Origin of the sequence: Streptomyces sp. NPDC006174, from assembly GCF_040614075.1 — a bacterium.
GTDB lineage: Bacteria > Actinomycetota > Actinomycetes > Streptomycetales > Streptomycetaceae > Streptomyces.
Genome location: NZ_JBEXTJ010000003.1, coordinates 330,427 through 348,199, shown reverse-complemented (window position 1 = coordinate 348,199; position 17,773 = coordinate 330,427). Strand labels below are relative to the sequence as shown.

Here is a 17,773-nt window from a genome sequence, read left to right as displayed (position 1 = left end):
CAGCATCCGCCTGGAAGGGAAGCGTCATGAAGGCCGTATCGATCAAGGAGCCGGGTGGTCCCGAGGTTCTGGAGTGGGCCGAGGTCGAGGATCCCTCGCCCGCCGCCGGTGAGGTGGTCGTCGATGTGGTGGCCAGTGCCCTGAACCGGGCGGACGTCATGCAGCGCATGGGGCTCTACCCGCTGGCGCCGGGCACCTCGCCGTACCCGGGTCTCGAAGTCTCGGGCCGCCTCAGCGCTCTCGGTGAGGGGGTCACCGAGTGGCAGGTGGGCGACGAGGTCTGCGCCTTGCTGACCGGAGGCGGTTACGCGCAGAAGGTCGCCGTTCCTGTCGGGCAGCTGCTGCCGGTTCCCGAGGGGACCGGGCTGGTCGAGGCGGCGGGGCTGCCGGAGGTGACCGCCACGGTGTGGTCCAACCTGGTCATGACGGCGGGGCTGAAGGAAGGAGAGACCCTTCTGGTGCACGGCGGGCTCGGCGGCGTGGGATCCATCGCGATCCAGGTCGCGAAGGCGCTCGGCGCCCGTGTCGTCACCACGGTCGGTGGTCCGGAAAAGGTGGCGCGTGCACGGGAGTTGGGCGCCGATGTGGCCGTCGACCACCGTTCCGAGGACTTCACCGAGCAGGGCCCGTACGACGTCGTCCTGGACGTCATCGGCGGCGACTACCTCGAACGCAACCTCGGCTCACTGGCCGCCGACGGCCGTCTGGTCGTCATCGGCCTGCAGAACGGCCTCGACGGCAGGCTCAACCTGGCCGACCTGGTCTTCAAGCGCCTCTCCGTGTACGGCACCACGCTGCGGACCCGGTCCAAGGAGCAGAAGGCCGCCATCGTCGCCGAAGTCCGGCGCCACGTCTGGCCGATGATCGAGAACGGATCCGTACGGCTGCTCGTCGAGGACCGGCTGCCCATGGAGGAGGCCGCCGAGGCCCACCGGCGCATGGAGGCCGGCGGGCACACCGGAAAAATCCTGCTGGTGAACGACTGACACGTCGGACAGGACGGGCGCGCCCGGGACCTCCGGACCCGGGCGCGCCTCCGGTCAGCCCACCGGCGCGGCCTCCTCGGTGAGGCGCCGGCTGCCGAGACGGGTCATCAGCAGGCCGGCGAGCGCCGCGACGGGATAGGCGAGCACCCCGTAGACGGCCGCCGGCACGGCCAGGCCGACGCTGCCGAGGACGCTGATCGCCAGCGTCATGGCGACCGCGCTGTTGTGCACGCCGATCTCCATGGAACAGGCGATCGCCTGCCGTTCGCCGACGCGCGCCAGGCGCGGCACGAAGTATCCCGTGGCCAGGCTCAGCACACAGAAGAGCAGCGCCACCGGCCCCGCGTCCACGAGGTGGTCGGCGATGTTGCTCCGCTCGGCGAGTACGGCGCCGGCGATCACCGCGATGAGGACGACGACCGACAGGTTGCGCACCGGACGGTCCATGCGCCGCGCGAACGTCTCCGATCGCCGGCGCACGATCAGCCCGATCACCACCGGCGCGAGCACCAGCGCGAAGACCTGGAGCACCTTGCCGAACTGCAGCCCCAGGCCGTCCTGCCCGATGCCCGGCTCGAAGTGGAGCAGGGCGAGGTTGGTGATGATCGGCAGCGTCACGACGGCCACCACCGCGTTGATCGCGGTGAGCGTGACGTTCAGGGCCACATCACCGCCGAAGAGGTGGCTGAAGAGGTTGGCCGTCGTCCCACCGGGAGAGGCGGCCAGCAGCATCATGCCGACGGCGAGTACGGGGGAGAGGTCGAAGGCGATGACCAGGCCGAAGCACACGGCGGGCAGGAGCAGTGCCTGGCAGAGCAGCGCTACGACGACGGCGCGTGGATGCCGCCGCACCCGGCGGAAGTCGTCGGCGGTCAGGGACAGGCCCAGTCCGAACATGATGACGGCGAGGGCGAGCGGGAGCAGGACGGTGGCGAGGGGAGAGTCCATATGCGGCTTTTTCTCCTGGGTGGGAGGGGGTGGGCCGCAACTCCGCGAGCCTGAAGCCGGGTTGCGCGGCCCTCGCGGTCAGGTCGGCGGCGTCCACCTGAAGGTAACGTGCGATGTGTGCACCGTCAACACTCTGGCGCGTACGCTGTTCCGGCCCGGCAGCGCGGTCCGGTGAGTCTCCTGGCGGCCTCTGCGGCTCGGCCTCTGTGATGCTCGCGCAGCTGGCATGACGCCCAAAACGGCAGTGCGCTCCCGCGCCGCGCTCTATGCTGCTGCGGCATATGAACGACTACGAGCGCGCGCTCTCACACTGGGACGAGTTCGACCGTACCGGCGATGTCGCCCAACTGGCTCTGGCCGTCGACCTGTTACGTACCGCCCACGCCACCGCCTCCCCGGCGGACCGCTACCTCTACGGTGGCAATCTCGGGCTCGCGCTGAGCCGCCTCTACGACCAGACCTACGACCTCGGCATCCTGCGCCAGTCGATCGACGTGCTCCGAGGCGGCCTGCGCGAGGGGTCGACGGACGACGGCTACGCGTCCAACCTCGCGCTCGCCCTGCAGAAGTACGCGGCGGAGATGGACGACCTCGCGGCCCTCGACGAGTCGATCGGCCTCATGCGCGAGGTCTCGGGCTCGGCCTCGGTGGACCAGGACCTGCGGGCCCGGGTGCTGTCGGCGCTGAGCACCGCGCTCCAGGACCGCTACGAGCTGGCGTCCGATCCGAAGGCGCTGGCCGAGAGCGTGACGGTGGGCCGGGCCTCGCTGGTGATCACCCCGGAGGCCCACCCGCGCCGTGGCCCGCACCTGGCCCACCTCGGACTCGCGCTCCGTATGACGTACGAGAGCACGGGTGACCTGGCAGCGCTCACCGAGGCGGTGGAGGTGAGCCGGGATGCCGTGCACGCCGTCGACGACGAGGTTCCGAGCAAGGACATCGAGATGAGCAGCCTCAGCCTCGCGCTCCGCATGGTGTACGAGGCCCACGGCCAACTCGCCGTACTCGACGAGTCCATAGCCTGGCTCCGCCGGGCCGTCGCACGCCTCGCACCGGATCACGGCCGGCAGGCGCCGCACCACTCCAACCTCGCGCTCGCGCTGTGGACACGGTACGAGCGTACGGGCGACCTCGCCGTGCTCCGGGAGGCGGTCGACGCGGCCCGGACGGCGGTGGACCGGACCGACACCGACTCCTCCGACCACCGCCTGTACAGCAACAACCTCGGCCTCACCCTGTGGTCCCTGCACGAACGGGATCCGGAGTCCCATGCGTTGAACGAGGCGATCGAGCACTTCCGCCACATCCTCGCGGGCACCGGCGAGTCCAGGATCTTCTTCCACCAGAGCGCCTCGAACCTGGCCGTGGCCCTGCACGCCCGGTTTCTGCGGCGCGGTACCGCAGCCGACCTCCAGGACGCGATCGCGGCCGCTGAACTGGCGGACCGGGCGGCGGCCGAGTCCCACGTCGACCGGCAGCGCTATCTGTCGCTGCTCGGCACCCTGCACCAGGACGGCTACGCCCGCGACCCCGACCCGGCCCGGCTGGAGGCGGCCATCGCCTCCTTCCGCTCGGCAGTCGCGGCCTCCCCGCCCGATCATCCCGACAGTGCCCTGTTCCGGCTGAACCTCGGCACGGCCCTGGTCGAACGGTGGCGAGCCGGGGACCAGGCGGACGGCGGCCTGCTCGCCGAGGCGCGCGGCCTCCTCGAAGAGGCGGCCCACTCGCCGAGCGGCGCACCGCGCGTCCGCGTCGAGGCCGCGCGCTCGGCCGGTGACGCGGCCGCCGAGGTCCAGGACTGGCCGGCCGCGCTCACGAGTTACGCGATCGGCGTGGAGCAACTGCCCAAGGTGGCGCCCGGACACCTCGACCTCGCCGACCGAGGACGGGAGTTGGGCCGCTTCCTCGGCCTCGCCTCCGACGCGGCGGCCGCGGCCTTCCACTGCGGCGATCCCGGCCGAGCGCTCCAACTCCTCGAGAACGGCCGCGGACTCCTCCTGCAGACCTTCCTCGACGACATCCCGCTCCTGGACGAACTGCGGACGCGGGAACCGAAGTTGGCGGACGATTTCGTGTGGGCGAGGCACCGCCTGGACCGGAGACGCACGGCCTCGGCTTCGATGCCGGGCCTAGGCGGCATCGAAGCCGAGGACCTGCACGCGGTCGGGAACGCGTGGGACGCGACGATCGAGCGTATCCGCGCGATCCCGGGATTCGACACGTTCCTCCGTCCCACGCCGGTCGACGACCTGCTCACCGCCATCGAGAGCGACGGCGCCGCCACGGACACACCGGTCATCGTCGTGAACAGCAGCCGGCTGCGCTGCGACGCCGTGGTCATCCGTCGCGGAGCCGCCGTCCACGTACCGCTTCCGCTCCTGATCCACGAGGAGACCGGAGCGCACGCCCGCGACCTGCGGCGGGTGATCGACGCGGTGGCGGACAGCTCGGACGCCGGGCGCGCGGCGGCGGAACGCCGCTTCGGCGAGACGTTCGACACCGTGACCCACCGGCTGTTCCAGACCGTGGCCGGACCTGTGCTCGCCGCCACCGGCCCGGTGTCCCGCGTCCACTGGATCCCGACCGGAGCGCTGACGGCCCTGCCGCTGCACGCCGCCGGCGAGCACGCTCCGGGCGATCTGCTGGAGCGCGTGATCTCCTCGTACGCGGCGACCCTGCGCGGACTCCGTGCCCCGGCCGGCGAGGCCGTGGCCTCCCAGGAGAGGATCCTCGTCATCAGCGAAGGACCCGGCCTCGAAGGGACCGAACGGGAGGCCGACGCGCTGCAACAGCTCTTCGGAACCGACCGCGTGACCCGTCCCGTGCCGGCCACGGTCGACAACGTGGTGGACGCGCTGCCGCACTGCTCGACGGCGCACATCGCGCTCCACGGCTACAGCGACCCGGACGACCCGCTCTCCGGCGCCTTGGAGCTGGCCGACGGCGACCTCGACGTCACAGCGATCTCGCGGCTGCGCCTGACCGCCGTCCGGCTGGCCTACCTCTCGGCCTGCGACACGGCGGCGCCCGACGACGGCCGTTCGGACGAGCCGGTGCACCTTGCCGCCGCGTTCCGCTCGGCGGGCTGCCGGCACGTCGTCGCCACGCTGTGGCCGGCCGAGGACGACAGTGCCGCCGACATCGCGCTCGACTTCTACGCGCAGGGCTTCCCGGAGGATCCCGCGTACGCCATCAACCAGGCCCAGCGACGTCGGAGAACGGCCGCGCCCGGCGCGCCGCTGACCTGGGGGCCGTACGAGCACTGGGGTGTCCTGGCATGAACGTCGTCGTGTGCGAGCTGGACGCCGGCACGCTCTCGGTGGAACTGATCCGCCATGCGGCCGGCGCGGACCACCAGGTCCGGTTGGTACGCGCGGACCGCCTCACCCTGCCGCTCACGGAGGCAGGCGGCGCCACGGTGCTCCACCTGGTCGGCGCCGACGACGGGAGGCGCGAGAGGTGGGGCCTTGCCTGGGAGGGGCCGGGCGCGTCGGGCGACCTGGCAGGTCCGGCCCCGGCCGGAGCCGCCTGGGCCACCGCACTCCTCCCGCCCGGTGGTCATCCGGAGATCCTCCTCCTCGACTCCTGCTACGAGCCGTCCCAGGCCGGCGCGCTGGCCGCCGCCGGACCGCTGGTCATCGGTCTGCCCTCGCGCCTCGGACGTACCGCCGCCGACAGCTTCCTGGAGCAGTGGTACGCGCTGGTCGGCGAGGGAGTTCCGGCCGCTACGGCTTTCGACCGGGCCTGCGAACACGTGGCGGCCGGAGACCTTCCGGAGCAGCTCCAGCCCCGGCTCCACCAGCACGACCGGCCGACCACGACCTACCGCCGAGGCCGGCACTCGGGCTCCGAGACGGTGACCGTCTGGTACGGGACCAACCGCGCGCGACTCGACGACCACGGCAACGGTGACGGCGGCGGCTTCAGCGGCCGCGCATCGTCCACACTGCACCTCGGAAGCTGCACCGTGGACGTTCCGGCGTCGGCGCCCATCGGCGCCCATCGGCGGCCGCCCGCGCCGGCGGCTCGGCCGTGCCGACACGCGGCGCGAACTCACCTTCACCGGCTCCCGGCCGCTGGACCGCGACGCCTACCTGGCCGGGATGGCGGAGGCACTGGACGCCACGCTCAACGACCGGCGCGCCGTCTTCGTCTACGTACACGGCTACCGGACCACCTTCGAAGAGGCCGCCGTCCGTGCCGCCCAACTCCACATGGACCTCAAGATCCCCGGCGTGACCGCGTTCTTCAGCTGGCCCTCGCGCGCCACGGCAGGCGGCTACAGCGCCGACGAGGACGCCGTCCAACTGAGTGAGCGCCACCTGTGCGCCTTCCTCACCGACCTCTGCCGGGAGTCGTCCGCGAAGAAGGTCCACCTCCTCGCCCACAGCATGGGCAGCCGGGCTCTGCAGCGGGTCGCCATGCGCGCCGCCGAGAACTCCACCCGGACGCAGGGCATCGAGCTGGGCCAGCTCATCCTGGCCGCACCGGACATTGACAGCGCGTTCTTCGCCTCCGAGGCGGACGCCTTCCGGCACCTCGCGGAGGGAACGACGCTGTACACCTCCTCCCGCGATCTCGCGTTGCAGAGCTCGTCCCTCGTCCACCGCGGTCCTCGCGCCGGCCGGCAGCCGATGTCACCGCCACCGGCCGGAGTGAACGTCATCGACGCCGCTCCGATCGACGTCTCCCTGCTCGGCCACGGCTACTACTCCGCGGCCTTCCCGGTCCTCACCGACATCCACGCCCTGCTCTACGACCAGCACGACCCGACGGCCCGCATCGGCCTGCGGAACCTGGGCGACAGTCGATGGGGTTTCCGCGACCTGACCTGACCTGACCGATGTCACCCGTGAACCGGATCGCGAACCACGGACTGCGTACGGCACCTCCGCCGGGCGCCGCCGACCGCTACTCGTACCGGTACTTCAGCGACTCCGCCTCCACCCGCTCGATGTCGGCGATCGTCAGTTCCGGCATCCGCAGCTGGGCCAGCGTCACCTCGGCCGAGGTCGGCTGGGCGTCGGCCGGCAGCCACTGCTCCGGCTTCCAGGCGCCGCTGCGCAGAAGCGACTTGGGGCAGTGCGGATAGACCTCCTCGATGCCCACCACCAGCGCGCTGACCGGCGGCTTGCCCACGGCGGTCAGCTGCGACAGCAGCTCCGGCCGAGTGGAGACGCAGGCCCGGCCGTTCACCCGGAGCGTCGTGGTCCGTCCCGGGATGAAGAACAGCAGCCCGGCCCGTCCGGTGGCAATGACGTTCTGCAAGGTGTCCAGCCGCTTGTTGCCGGTCGCGTCCGGTATCGCCACCGTGCGTGCGTCCAGGACCGAGACGAAGCCGGCGGGGCCACCGCGCGGAGAGACGTCACAGTTGCCGTCGGCGTCCGCGCTGGCGACCAGGACCAGCGAGGAACAGCCGATCAACCGCCGGGTCTGTTCGGTGAGTTCGGTCATCTGCTTGCGCACGGCCGCGGCGCCTGGGAGCTCGTAGGCCCGGCGCAGGGCCTCCTGGTCGGCCATGGCGTCGCGGCGCAGCGAGTCGAAGGCGCTGCCGTCCAGGGCGCCGTCACGGGTCGATGTCATGCCCCCGACCCTAACGGGCCGACCTGCGGCGGGACTCCGGTGCTCGTCAGCGTGACGGCGTACGGATCCCCGCAGGTCGGCCCATGACCCGCCGCCGCGCTACGCCATGGTGTCGAAGGTGTAGTACGCCGTGTGATCCAGCATGGCGGCAGGCGTCACGTCGTTCCACGGCCGCATGGCGTCATCGACGCTCACGACGTTCCTCGTCCGCGCGCCAGGCAGGTAGGTGGAGCGGGGGTGGCGTGCCTGCCACTGCGCCCAGAGCCGGTCGATGAACGCGTGGTGCAGCCAGAAGACCGGGTCGTTGGGTGAGGCGCCGGTGGCCATCTGGCCTCCGACCCACACATGGACCCGGTTGTGGAGATTGACGCCGCGCCAGCCTTCGAGGTGGTTGCGGAATCCGTCCGACGCGCTGTTCCAGGGCGCGGAGTCGTAGGTGGGCATGGCGAGGACCGCGTCGACCTCCGAGCGGGTCGGCAACTGCGGTACGCCGGAGCCGAGCGCGCGACGGAGGAAGCCGCGCCCGTCGACCGTCACCGTGACCGGCCATCTGCCGCCACTCACCGCGAACGGCCCCTCGGCGACCTGCCCGTCCCTGGCGCGGCCGGTGCCTCCGAGGAAGTCGGGTGCCCAGAGCGAGGCAGCGACGGTACGGTCCACCGTCCAGTCCCAGTACGGCAGCGCGACGGAAGGATCGATGGCCTGGAGCGCCTGCTCGAACTGTATGAGGAATCTGCGGTGCCAGGGCAGGAAGGACGGCGACCGGTGACCCACCCGGTCGCCGTTGTCGGTGTCGCTCATGATGAAGGCGTTGTGCGTGGTCACGAAGGTGTCGTACCGGCCGGTGCGCTTGAGCTCCAGCAGCGCGTCGACGAAGCGTCGCTTCTCGGCGGCGGTCAGGCTCGCCTGGTTCTTGCGGACGGTCATGAGGTTGCTCCCCGGTTCAAAAGACGTTCAGCGTGCGGATGGGCTGGTCAGGCCAGAGGTACGAGGTCGGAGCCCTGGAGCTCGATCACGGCGGCCCGGGCCACCGCGCGCGGGGTGGCGAACGTCTCGTAGTGGTTGATGACGCTGACCCACGTGCTGTCCGCGTTCCGCATCACATGCAGTTCCTCGCCGTCGATCCGCACGGCGTAGCCGCCGTGGTGCCCGCCGTCGTGCGCCGGCGCGCCTTCGATGAGGCGTCCCCGGAAGGTCTCGCGGAACGGCTGCGGTCCTTCGTGCCCCGCGTGCCCTTCGTGCTGCTTCGTGTCCGCGGTCCGGGGATCGGACGAGGCCCCTGCCGTCCGCGCGAAGCCGGTCAGAACGAGGCCGGTCAGAGCGGTCGCGGCAGCCCCGAGGGCGCGACGACGGGTGAGTTGAGACATGGGAAAAGACCCCCAGGCAAGGCGACAGGTGAACGGGGATCGAAGGCAGGCACCCTCGGAAACCCCACGAATGACGGCATGTCACGGCCGGTGCCGCCCGACTCGGTCAGGGTCGGAGCGTCCGGCATGCCGTTCTGGAATATGCCTACAGCCACATGCGCGGGAGGGCGTAGTCGCGGTGGGGTGGTTGGCCGTCATACGGACAAGGTGAAGTGGGCGATGCAGGGTTCAACCAAGTTGATCTTGCTGTTCAGGTGACGAAACGGGATCACCGCAGGAGCTTTTGATGAAGAGGCGTCAACTTCGTGAAGAATTTCCTGTCAAACGTCAAAAGGCGTGGCTCCACTCACATCCCGAAGCTGTCCGGAAACCCTGGCGTGCACGGGAGCGCGCCGGTCGGTAGACGTCGCGGACGTATCGCCTCTCCGAGGCGGCTGCCAGGGAGGTATGCCCAGGAACTGTTCCGTCGCATCGTCTCTGCGAGGTGATATGCGCCTTCAGCCTCGCTTCTGTGAGCCACCGGAGGCGTTCTTCCTCCCACTCACCCCCCGAGGCGCTGGTGCACGCAGGGCAACGATCGTGGCGTGAATCAGCCCTGATGGCCAGGACGGTCGATGTGTACGTTGGTCGACTTGACCCGTGCCGTCGCCAGCACGCCGACCTCCAGGCCGAGTTCCTCCACGGACTCGCGGCTGATCAGCGATACGAGCCGGTGCGGACCTGACTGGATCTCCACCTGGGCCACGATGTCGTCCATCGTGACCGCGGTGACGATCCCGGCGAACGAGTTCCGTACCGACGTCAGAACTCCGCCGTCGGGCACCGGATGCAGGCCCGCCGCCCGTTCCGTGGCGAAGGCCGCCAGGCCGACGCCGTCGATCACCCGGTTGCCCGAGCTGCCCCGGTCCATCGCGAGGTGACCGCTGTCCGCCCAGCGGCGGACGGTTTCCGGACTCACGGCCAGCAGCTCTGCGGCCTGGCCAATGCTGTACGAAGGCACTCCCGCACTCTAGGGCCTACCTGAAGCCGAGGATGCACCGGCGCCTGTGGCACGGGAGCGGGTCACATTCGGTAACTAATGGCTCACCTTGTTCGATAACGCGGCTGCTCAGAGGCGCAGTTGACGGAGAGTCAGTCCCTGGATCTCTACCTGGCCCTATCGACAGCATCGATCGAATCAGCTTAGGCTCACCTAAGTTGGGGTAGGCGCGCTCTGTCGGCGTGCCCGTCCGCCCTACCGTCCCCCGCGCCTGACAGGCGGCTTTCCCGCACGATGGGAGTGACATGTCACAGGTTCATCCTGGCGACGCACCACTGGTCCACGACCTCATCGGAATCGGCTTCGGCCCCTCCAATGTGGCCATGGCGATCGCGCTCAGAGAGCACAACACACGCGTCGGCGGGCAGGCGCCGGTCACCGCTCGCTTCTTCGAGCAGCAGCAGAGCTTCGGCTGGCACCGAGGCATGCTGATCGACGACGCCACGATGCAGGTCTCGTTCCTCAAAGACCTGGTGACGCTCCGAAACCCGAGCAGCGAGTACAGCTTCCTCTGCTATCTGCAGAGCAGAGGCCGGCTGATCGACTTCATCAACCACAAGAACCTCTTCCCGCTGCGCGTGGAGTTCCACGACTACTTCGAGTGGGCCGCGGCCAAGGTCGACGACATGGTCTCCTACGGACACGAGGTCGTCTCCGTGACGCCGTACGTCCACGACGGCACCGTGGAGTACCTGGACGTGACCGTCCGGTCGGGCGGCGGCCTCGAAGTGCACCGGGCCCGCAACCTCGTCATCGGTACCGGGCTGCGGCCTCTCCTGCCGGAAGGTGTGCGGCGCGGCGACCGGGTCTGGCACAACTCCGACCTGCTGCGCAAGGTGGACAGCCTGGAAGGCACCTCGCCCTCGCGGTTCGTGGTCGTGGGCGCCGGGCAGAGCGCCGCCGAGAACGTCGCCTACCTGCACCGCCGCTTTCCCGAGGCCGAGGTCTGCGCGGTCTTCTCCCGTTACGGCTACAGCCCGGCCGACGACAGCAGCTTCGCCAACCGGATCTTCGACCCCGGCGCGGTCGACGACTACTTCGCCGCGCCCGACAGCGTCAAGAGCCAGCTGATGGCCTATCACGGGAACACCAACTACTCCGTGGTGGACATCGACTTGATCGACGACCTGTACCGGCAGATGTACCGGGAGAAGGTCCTCGGCGCCGAGCGGCTGCGCTTCATCAACGTCTCCCGGGTCACCGCCGTCGAGGAGCGGCCCGACAGCGTCCGCACCACCGTCAAGTCACTCGTCACCGGCGAGGAGACACCTCTGGACGCCGATATCGTTGTCTTCGCCACCGGCTACAGCCCCGCCGACCCGCTGGGCCTCCTCGGTGAGGTCGCCGACCGCTGCCTGCTCGACGACGAGGGCCGCATCCGGGTCGAGCGCGACTACCGCATCGCCACCGATCCCGCGCTGAGCGCCGGCATCTATCTGCAAGGCGGCACGGAGCACACGCACGGCATCACGACGTCCCTGCTGTCCAACACCGCGATACGCGTCGGCGAGATCCTGGACTCCCTGCTCGACCGCGGCGTCAAGTCCACCTCCGACGAGGCCCGTCCCATAACGGACGGCACGGGCCGGACCGTCGGCTAGCACTCCTGCGGGCGCACCCGGCAGCGGGTGCGCCCTCCACGGCCCGGCCGGCCATGAGGGCCGGTGGCTCCAGAGGGATAACGTACGTCCATATGAGCACGACTGCAGTCGAGCGCCCCGTGCCCAGGGGTGCAACAGAGGTCCGTCGCGGGCGGGTTGTGGGTTTGGGCACGCTGGGCGCGGTTCTCGCGCTCGCCGCGGCCCTGTCGTTGGCCGTGGGAGCGCGGGCGCTCAGCCCCGCCGAGGTCTGGTACGGGCTGTTCGCCGTGCCGGATGCCGATCAGCGGCTGACCGAGATCAGGCTCATCGTGGAGACGGTCCGGGTGCCCCGGACCGTCCTCGCGATCGTGGCGGGGATCGCGTTGGGCGTCGGCGGTGCGCTGATCCAGGGATACACACGTAACCCCATTGCCGACACAGGGCTGTTGGGGGTGAACACCGGTGCCTCGTTCGCCGTGGTGACGGCGATCGCCGTCTTCGGCTTCACCGACCCGTTCCAGTACGTCTGGTTCGCCTTCGCGGGAGCGGCCCTCGCCGGTGTCGTGGTCTTCGGGCTGGCGAGCATCGGCAGGGGCGCGGGCAATCCGCTGACGCTCGCGCTGGCCGGGCAGGGCATCACGGTCTTTCTCATGGCGATGACCACGGCGGTCGCGCTGACCGACCAGAAGTCGCTGAACGCGCTGCGGTTCTGGAACGCGGGCTCCGTGGCCGGGGTCGGGTTCGACGTCATCTGGCCGGTGAGCGGGTTCATCGGCGTCGGGCTCGTCCTGGCGCTGTCCACGCTGCCGTCCCTCAACCTGCTCAACCTCGGCGACGACGTGGCGCGCGGCCTGGGCGTGAACATCGTGCTGAGCCGGGCCGTCGGCATCGTCGCCATCACGCTGCTGGCGGGCGCGGCGACGGCGGCGTGCGGCCCGATCGCCTTTCTCGGGCTCATGGTCGCCCATGTGGCCCGGTATCTGACGGGTCCCGACTACCGCTGGCTGGTGCCGTACGCGGGTCTGCTCGGCGCGGTCGTCCTGCTCGTCTGCGACATCGTGGGGCGCCTGGTGGTACGTCCCGGTGAGCTGGAGCCCGGTGTGGTGGTCGCCCTCCTCGGCGCCCCGTTCTTCGCGGTTCTCGTCTGGCGAGGAAAGTTCAAGAGCGCATGAGCAGAACAGATATGAGCGGGACGGCTGTGAGCGGGACAGGGACGAAAGCCGCGCTGGCACCAGGCATCCGGGTCGGCCGGGTGTCGTTCGTCTGGCGGCCCTGGCTCGTCCTGGTCACGCTGGTGCTGGCGGCCGCCGCCTTCCTGGTGTTCTGCCTCTCCATCGCCGTCGGGGACTTCCCGATCGGCCTGTCGCGGGTGATCGCCACGCTGCTCGGTCAAGGCGAGCCGGTCGACGAGTTCGTCGTGATGGACCTGCGAATGCCGCGCGCGCTGGCCGGCCTCGTCGTGGGCATCGCGCTGGGCGTCTCCGGCGCGATCACGCAGTCCGTCGCGCGCAATCCGCTCGCCAGCCCCGACATCCTCGGGATCACCGGCGGAGCCAGTGCCGTCGCGGTCTTCCTGGTGACGGTGTCGGGCGGGGCCGCCGCGGCGGTCGTCGGCTCGGTCGGCCTCTCGGCGGCGGCGCTGCTGGGCGGGCTCGGCACCGGGCTGCTGGTCTACTTCCTGGCGTGGCGGCGCGGGGCCGACGGCTTCCGGCTCATCCTCATCGGCATCTCGGTGAGCGCCGTGATGCAGGCGATCACGACCTGGCTGCTGGTGTCGGCCGACATCAGGGATGTGGCCCGGGCGCAGGCGTGGCTGGTCGGTTCGCTGGACGGCCGGTCCTGGAACGAGGTCGAGATCGCGTTCTGGGGCTCGCTGGTCCTGCTCGTCGTGGTGGCCGCCGCCGCGTTCCAGTTCAAGCCGATGCACCTCGGTGACGACGTGGCCGCCGGACTGGGCGTCCGGCACACCAGGGTGCGGGCCGTGCTGCTGCTGTGCGCGGTGCTGCTGGCGGCGGTCGCGGTGAGCGCGGCAGGGCCCGTACCGTTCGTCGCGCTGGTGGCGCCGCAGGTGGCGATGCGGCTGGCGAGGTGCCCGACGCCGCCGATGGTGGCCTCCGGCGTGCTGGGCGCGCTGCTGCTGATCGGTTCGGACCTCATCGCGCGGACGGCGCTTCCGGTCACCCTTCCGGTCGGCGTGGTCACCGCCGGGATCGGCGGCCCGTTCCTCGTCTATCTGCTGGTACGGGCGAACCTCCGCCGGTGATCCTTGCGCGAGGGCCTGAGGCGAACTCCCGCTGGAGGCCATAAGGTTAGGTGAGCCTAAATCAAGGGGTGCTTGTGGTCGCGCAGTTCATCACCGAGACCCGGACCGGCGCCGGGGCCGTCTCCCGGCTGGCGGCGCGGGGCGTCACGGTCGGCTACGGCGGTCGGGCGGTCATCGACGACCTCGACGTGGAGATCCCGCCGGGCGTCGTCACCACGATCATCGGCCCCAACGGCTGTGGGAAATCGACGCTGTTGCGCACGCTGACGCGGCTGCTCAAACCGGCCGGCGGGACGGTCGTGCTGGACGGCGAGGACATCGCCCGGCTGCGGACCCGGGACGTGGCCAAGAAGCTCGGTCTGCTGCCGCAGGCGCCCGTGGCGCCCGAGGGGCTCACGGTCGGCGACCTGGTGGCCCGGGGACGGCATCCGCACCAGAGCTGGCTGCGGCAGTGGTCCTCGGACGACGCCGGTGTGGTCGAGCGCGCCCTGGCCATGACCGGAGTGGCCGACCTGGCCGACCGTACGGTCGACTCGCTCTCCGGCGGGCAGCGTCAACGTGTCTGGATCTCGATGACCCTGGCCCAGGGCACCGACCTGCTGCTGCTGGACGAGCCGACCACCTATCTGGACCTCGCGCACGCCATCGACGTGCTCGACCTGGTGGACGACCTGCACGAGTCCGGATGCACCGTCGTCATGGTGCTGCACGACCTCAACCTCGCCACGCGCTACAGCGACAACCTCATCGTGATGCGCGCGGGTTCGATCCTGGCGCAGGGTCATCCGCGTGACGTGATCACCGCCGAGCTGCTCCACGAGGCCTTCGGGCTGCAGGCCAAGGTGATCGACGACCCGGTCGGCGACCGGCCGCTCATCGTGCCGATCGGACGTGCACACGTCCGGCTCGAACCGGTGAGCGACGCACCGGTGAAGTAGGGCATGGATCAACGGACTTGGTGATCCGGCCAACTCGACCCGGGCGAGGGAAACTTTCCAAGTAAGGCTAGGCTGGCCTCACTTGGCGGGATAGGGTTTGCTCGCCCTCATACAGGGGCGCAGTGGACAGCGCGACAGCAAGGGATTCCGGATGCTTCTCCATCGAACGACGCCCGCTCAGCCGTGGCGGCGGCTGGCCGCGGCACTCTCCGTCGCGACCTTCGGCGTCGGCCTCCTCACGGGATGCGGTTCCGACACGGAGGCGAGGAAGAGCGACGACGCCCCGGCCGCCGACGCCGGCGCGTTCCCGGTCACGGTGGAGCACGCGTTCGGATCCACGAAGGTCGAGAAGGCCCCTGAGCGCGTCGTCTCCGTGGGCTACACGGACGACCAGGCCATTCTCGCCTTCGGCATCAAGCCCGTCGGCATGGTCGACCAGTACCCGAACCCGGTGGGCCAGACCCCCGACATCAACACCCAGTGGCCCTGGGTCAAGGACAAGTGGGGCGACACCCGCCCCGAGGTCGTCATGAACAACGGCGACGCGGGCCCCAACTTCGAGAAGATCGCCTCCCTCCGCCCGGACCTGATCATCGCGGTCTACTCCGAGGTCGACCAGGCCGCCTACGACAAGCTCTCCAAGATCGCGCCGACCGTCGGCCGCACCAAGGCCGAGAAGGAGCCCTTCAGCGCTCCCTGGCAGGACAACGCGGTCCACATCGCCAAGGCGCTCGGCAAGGAGACCGAGGGCAAGGAGCTGGTGAAGGGCATCCAGGACAAGCTGGACGCGGCAAAGAAGGCCAATCCCGCCTTCGCCGAGCAGAAGGCCGTCGCGCTCTCCTGGTACAAGGGCGCGGTGTACCCGTTCACCTCCACCGATGTGCGCGGCCAGCTGGTCACCGGTGCCGGCTTCGGCTACCAGACCGAGATCGACAAGATCGCCGACGGCAAGTTCTCCACCGAGCTCTCGCCCGAGCGCATCGACCTGATCGACGTGGACCGTATCTTCGTCATCAACGACAAGGCGGACACCGAGGCGCTCAAGAAGTTCGAGCTCTTCGCCAACCTGCCCGCCGTCAAGAACGACAAGGTCTCCTACCTCCTGGACAGCGAGGGCCCGGCGATCGGCGCCGCCATGTCCCAGGGCACGCTGCTCTCCCTGCCGTACGCGATCGACGAGCTGGTCAAGGCGGCCAAGTAGCGATGACGCCCGAACCGCCCTCCCCCCACCGAGAACTGGCGATGGTGTGACAGTCACCGACACCCTCGCGGCCCCGACGAAGCTGCGTACGGCGACCGGGAGGGAGGCCACCGGGTGGGTGGCGGCACACTGCCGCCGGGCCCCGTGGCTGACCTTCTCCACCGTGGTCACCACCGTGGCCGGCGCGGCCCTCCAGGTGGTCCCGGTGCTCCTGCTGGGCCGGGTGGTCGACGGGGTGGTCGGTGGTGAACCACGCTCGGTGCTCGTCACGGTCGGGGTGCTGATGGGGGCCGCCGCGCTCCTCGGCGCGGCGGCCACCGCGGCCTCCACGTACCTGATCGGACGGCTCGGTGCGGAGCTCCTCGCGCAGCTGAGGGAGAGCGCCGTACGGGCCGTGCTCGGCATGCCGAGCGCCCGCGTCGAACAGGTCGGCCGCGGCGATGTGCTCTCCCGGGTCGGTGACGACGTGGCCGTGCTCTCCAAGGGCATCCGGCAGGCCATCCCCACCGTGTTCTCGGCCGGCGTCCTGGTCGCCATCGCCACGCTCGGCATGTTCGGCCTGGACTGGCGGCTCGGCCTGGCCGGAGCCTGCGCGCTCCCGGCGTACGCCTTCGCCCTGCGCTGGTACCTGCCCCGATCCGCGCCGCTCTACCGCAGCCAGCGCATCGCCCAGGCCGACCGCGCGCAGGCGCTGATCAGCGGCCTCAACGGGATAGACACGGTACGGGCGTACCGCCTGGAGGGCGACGTCCGCGAGAAGGTCACCGCCGAGTCGTGGCGGGTGCGCAACCTCGGCATCGAGGTGTTCCGCTTCTTCGGCCGGTTCGTCGGCCGCGAGAACCGTGCCGAGTTCATCGGCCTCGTCCTGATCCTGGTGGTGGGGTACGCCTTGCTGGAGGCCGACGCGGCCACGCTCGGCGAGGTCTCGGCCGCGCCGCTGATGTTCCACCGGCTGTTCACTCCGCTCGGTGCCATCATGTTCACCTTCGACGAGGCGCAGAAGTCCGGCGCCAGCCTCACCCGTCTGGTCGGCGTGCTGGCGGAGCCGGCGGAGGAACGTCTGGTGGGTGACGCGTCCGTCGCCCGGGCCGAAGCCGTGCCGTACGCGGTGACCGTGGAGGACCTGACCTTCAGCTATCCCGACACCGAGGAACCGGTCCTGCGGGAGGTCAACCTGTCGATTCCGGCCGGTGGTTCGCTGGCGCTGGTGGGCGCGACGGGCGCCGGCAAGTCGACGCTCGCCGCGCTGATCGCCGGCATCGGGACGCCGCGGACCGGGACCGTACGCATCGGCTCGCGGGACCTCGCCGGACTCGACGAGGCCGAGGCGCGGTCCCTGGTGAGCATCCTGACCCAGGAGACGCACGTCTTCTCCGGGCCGCTCGCCGACGATCTGCGCCTCGCCGCGCCCGAGGCGAGCGACGAGGAGCTCATGGAGGCGGTACGGACCGTCGGCGCCGACGGCTGGGTCGAGCTGCTGCCCGGCGGGCTGCACGCCGTGGTCGGCGAGGGCGGAGAGCGCCTGGATGTGACCAGGGTCGCTCAAGTCGCTCTGGCCCGCCTGGTGTTGAGCCGCTCGCCGGTGGTCGTGCTGGACGAGTCGACCGCCGAGGCGGGCAGTGAGGGCGCCGCCGAGCTGGAGCGCGCCGTCCTGGCCGCCTGCGCGGGCCGCACCACGCTCTTCGTGGCCCACCGGCTGACCCAGGCCATGGCGGCGGACCGGATCGCCGTACTGGACGCGGGGCGCGTGGTGGAGGAGGGGACGCACGAGGGGCTGGTGGCTCTCGGAGGCATGTACGCGCGTCTGTGGCGTGCGTGGCGCGAGGGAAGTTAGGGCAACCTCAGTAAGGTTAGGCTCACTTGAATGC

14 protein-coding genes are annotated in these 17,773 nt (G+C 70.4%); 9 read left to right on the top strand and 5 right to left on the bottom strand.

What is annotated here, in order from left to right; translation table 11 throughout:
- Positions 1 to 26 precede the first annotated feature (26 nt).
- Positions 27 to 986 carry an NAD(P)H-quinone oxidoreductase gene (locus ABZ267_RS09115; protein WP_356751924.1) on the top strand — a complete coding sequence of 320 codons (960 nt, stop codon included), beginning with the start codon at positions 27 to 29 and terminating at the stop codon, positions 984 to 986.
- 54 nt (positions 987 to 1,040) lie between these two features.
- Here ABZ267_RS09115 and ABZ267_RS09110 read toward each other — a convergent pair whose 3' ends face one another.
- The gene (locus ABZ267_RS09110; RefSeq protein ID WP_356751922.1) at positions 1,041 to 1,934 is read right to left on the bottom strand and encodes a bile acid:sodium symporter family protein; all 894 of its coding nucleotides are present in this window, start codon (positions 1,932 to 1,934) and stop codon (positions 1,041 to 1,043) included.
- A 281-nt stretch (positions 1,935 to 2,215) separates the two neighbouring features.
- Here ABZ267_RS09110 and ABZ267_RS09105 point away from each other — a divergent pair, with 281 nt between their 5' ends.
- Positions 2,216 to 5,215 carry a CHAT domain-containing protein gene (locus ABZ267_RS09105; protein WP_356751920.1) on the top strand — a complete coding sequence of 1,000 codons (3,000 nt, stop codon included), beginning with the start codon at positions 2,216 to 2,218 and terminating at the stop codon, positions 5,213 to 5,215.
- 822 nt (positions 5,216 to 6,037) lie between these two features.
- Positions 6,038 to 6,769, top strand: coding sequence for an alpha/beta hydrolase (locus ABZ267_RS09100; RefSeq protein WP_356751918.1), 732 nt, complete (start codon positions 6,038 to 6,040; stop codon positions 6,767 to 6,769).
- 76 nt (positions 6,770 to 6,845) lie between these two features.
- Here the strand turns inward: ABZ267_RS09100 and ABZ267_RS09095 are convergent, their stop codons facing one another.
- The 4 genes from ABZ267_RS09095 to ABZ267_RS09080 all read right to left on the bottom strand — a co-directional run bounded on the left by ABZ267_RS09095 (position 6,846) and on the right by ABZ267_RS09080 (position 9,884).
- A complete protein-coding gene (locus tag ABZ267_RS09095) occupies positions 6,846 to 7,517 on the bottom strand; it encodes an MSMEG_1061 family FMN-dependent PPOX-type flavoprotein (RefSeq protein ID WP_356751916.1) in 672 nt (223 codons plus the stop codon).
- A gap of 99 nt (positions 7,518 to 7,616) precedes the next feature.
- Complete coding sequence (locus tag ABZ267_RS09090) at positions 7,617 to 8,444, bottom strand: tyrosinase family protein (RefSeq protein ID WP_356751914.1); 828 nt, start codon at positions 8,442 to 8,444, stop codon at positions 7,617 to 7,619.
- Positions 8,445 to 8,491: 47 nt separating this feature from the next.
- Positions 8,492 to 8,884 (bottom strand): tyrosinase cofactor, encoded by a 393-nt coding sequence (locus ABZ267_RS09085; RefSeq protein ID WP_356751912.1) that lies wholly within the window; start codon positions 8,882 to 8,884, stop codon positions 8,492 to 8,494.
- Between the two features lie 589 nt (positions 8,885 to 9,473).
- The gene (locus tag ABZ267_RS09080; RefSeq protein ID WP_356751910.1) at positions 9,474 to 9,884 is read right to left on the bottom strand and encodes a TOBE domain-containing protein; all 411 of its coding nucleotides are present in this window, start codon (positions 9,882 to 9,884) and stop codon (positions 9,474 to 9,476) included.
- Positions 9,885 to 10,168: 284 nt separating this feature from the next.
- On the opposite strand from ABZ267_RS09080, the gene ABZ267_RS09075 reads away from it, so the two are divergent.
- The 6 genes from ABZ267_RS09075 (at position 10,169) to ABZ267_RS09050 (ending at position 17,739) form a co-directional block, all read left to right on the top strand.
- Entirely contained in the window at positions 10,169 to 11,524 is a 1,356-nt protein-coding gene (locus tag ABZ267_RS09075) for a SidA/IucD/PvdA family monooxygenase (RefSeq protein ID WP_356751908.1), read from the top strand.
- Between the two features lie 92 nt (positions 11,525 to 11,616).
- Positions 11,617 to 12,675: an iron ABC transporter permease gene (locus ABZ267_RS09070; protein WP_356751906.1), complete on the top strand. Its 1,059-nt coding sequence runs from the start codon at positions 11,617 to 11,619 to the stop codon at positions 12,673 to 12,675.
- Positions 12,672 to 13,766 carry an iron chelate uptake ABC transporter family permease subunit gene (locus ABZ267_RS09065; protein WP_356751904.1) on the top strand — a complete coding sequence of 365 codons (1,095 nt, stop codon included), beginning with the start codon at positions 12,672 to 12,674 and terminating at the stop codon, positions 13,764 to 13,766. The genes ABZ267_RS09070 and ABZ267_RS09065 overlap by 4 nt, the downstream gene beginning before the upstream one ends.
- 74 nt (positions 13,767 to 13,840) lie before the next feature.
- On the top strand, positions 13,841 to 14,704 hold the full coding sequence (locus ABZ267_RS09060; RefSeq protein WP_356751903.1) for an ABC transporter ATP-binding protein: 864 nt from the start codon (positions 13,841 to 13,843) through the stop codon (positions 14,702 to 14,704).
- 151 nt (positions 14,705 to 14,855) lie between these two features.
- Positions 14,856 to 15,905: an iron-siderophore ABC transporter substrate-binding protein gene (locus tag ABZ267_RS09055; RefSeq protein ID WP_356751901.1), complete on the top strand. Its 1,050-nt coding sequence runs from the start codon at positions 14,856 to 14,858 to the stop codon at positions 15,903 to 15,905.
- 46 nt (positions 15,906 to 15,951) lie between these two features.
- Positions 15,952 to 17,739, top strand: coding sequence for an ABC transporter ATP-binding protein (locus tag ABZ267_RS09050; RefSeq protein ID WP_356751899.1), 1,788 nt, complete (start codon positions 15,952 to 15,954; stop codon positions 17,737 to 17,739).
- Positions 17,740 to 17,773 lie beyond the last annotated feature (34 nt).

Coding starts and splice junctions, on each gene's coding strand:
- ABZ267_RS09115 (WP_356751924.1), top strand. CDS start 27: ATGAAGGCCGTATCGATCAAGGAGCCGGGTGGTCCCGAGGTTCTGGAG.
- ABZ267_RS09110 (WP_356751922.1), bottom strand. CDS start 1,934: ATGGACTCTCCCCTCGCCACCGTCCTGCTCCCGCTCGCCCTCGCCGTC.
- ABZ267_RS09105 (WP_356751920.1), top strand. CDS start 2,216: ATGAACGACTACGAGCGCGCGCTCTCACACTGGGACGAGTTCGACCGT.
- ABZ267_RS09100 (WP_356751918.1), top strand. CDS start 6,038: ATGGCGGAGGCACTGGACGCCACGCTCAACGACCGGCGCGCCGTCTTC.
- ABZ267_RS09095 (WP_356751916.1), bottom strand. CDS start 7,517: ATGACATCGACCCGTGACGGCGCCCTGGACGGCAGCGCCTTCGACTCG.
- ABZ267_RS09090 (WP_356751914.1), bottom strand. CDS start 8,444: ATGACCGTCCGCAAGAACCAGGCGAGCCTGACCGCCGCCGAGAAGCGA.
- ABZ267_RS09085 (WP_356751912.1), bottom strand. CDS start 8,884: ATGTCTCAACTCACCCGTCGTCGCGCCCTCGGGGCTGCCGCGACCGCT.
- ABZ267_RS09075 (WP_356751908.1), top strand. CDS start 10,169: ATGTCACAGGTTCATCCTGGCGACGCACCACTGGTCCACGACCTCATC.
- ABZ267_RS09070 (WP_356751906.1), top strand. CDS start 11,617: ATGAGCACGACTGCAGTCGAGCGCCCCGTGCCCAGGGGTGCAACAGAG.
- ABZ267_RS09065 (WP_356751904.1), top strand. CDS start 12,672: ATGAGCAGAACAGATATGAGCGGGACGGCTGTGAGCGGGACAGGGACG.
- ABZ267_RS09055 (WP_356751901.1), top strand. CDS start 14,856: ATGCTTCTCCATCGAACGACGCCCGCTCAGCCGTGGCGGCGGCTGGCC.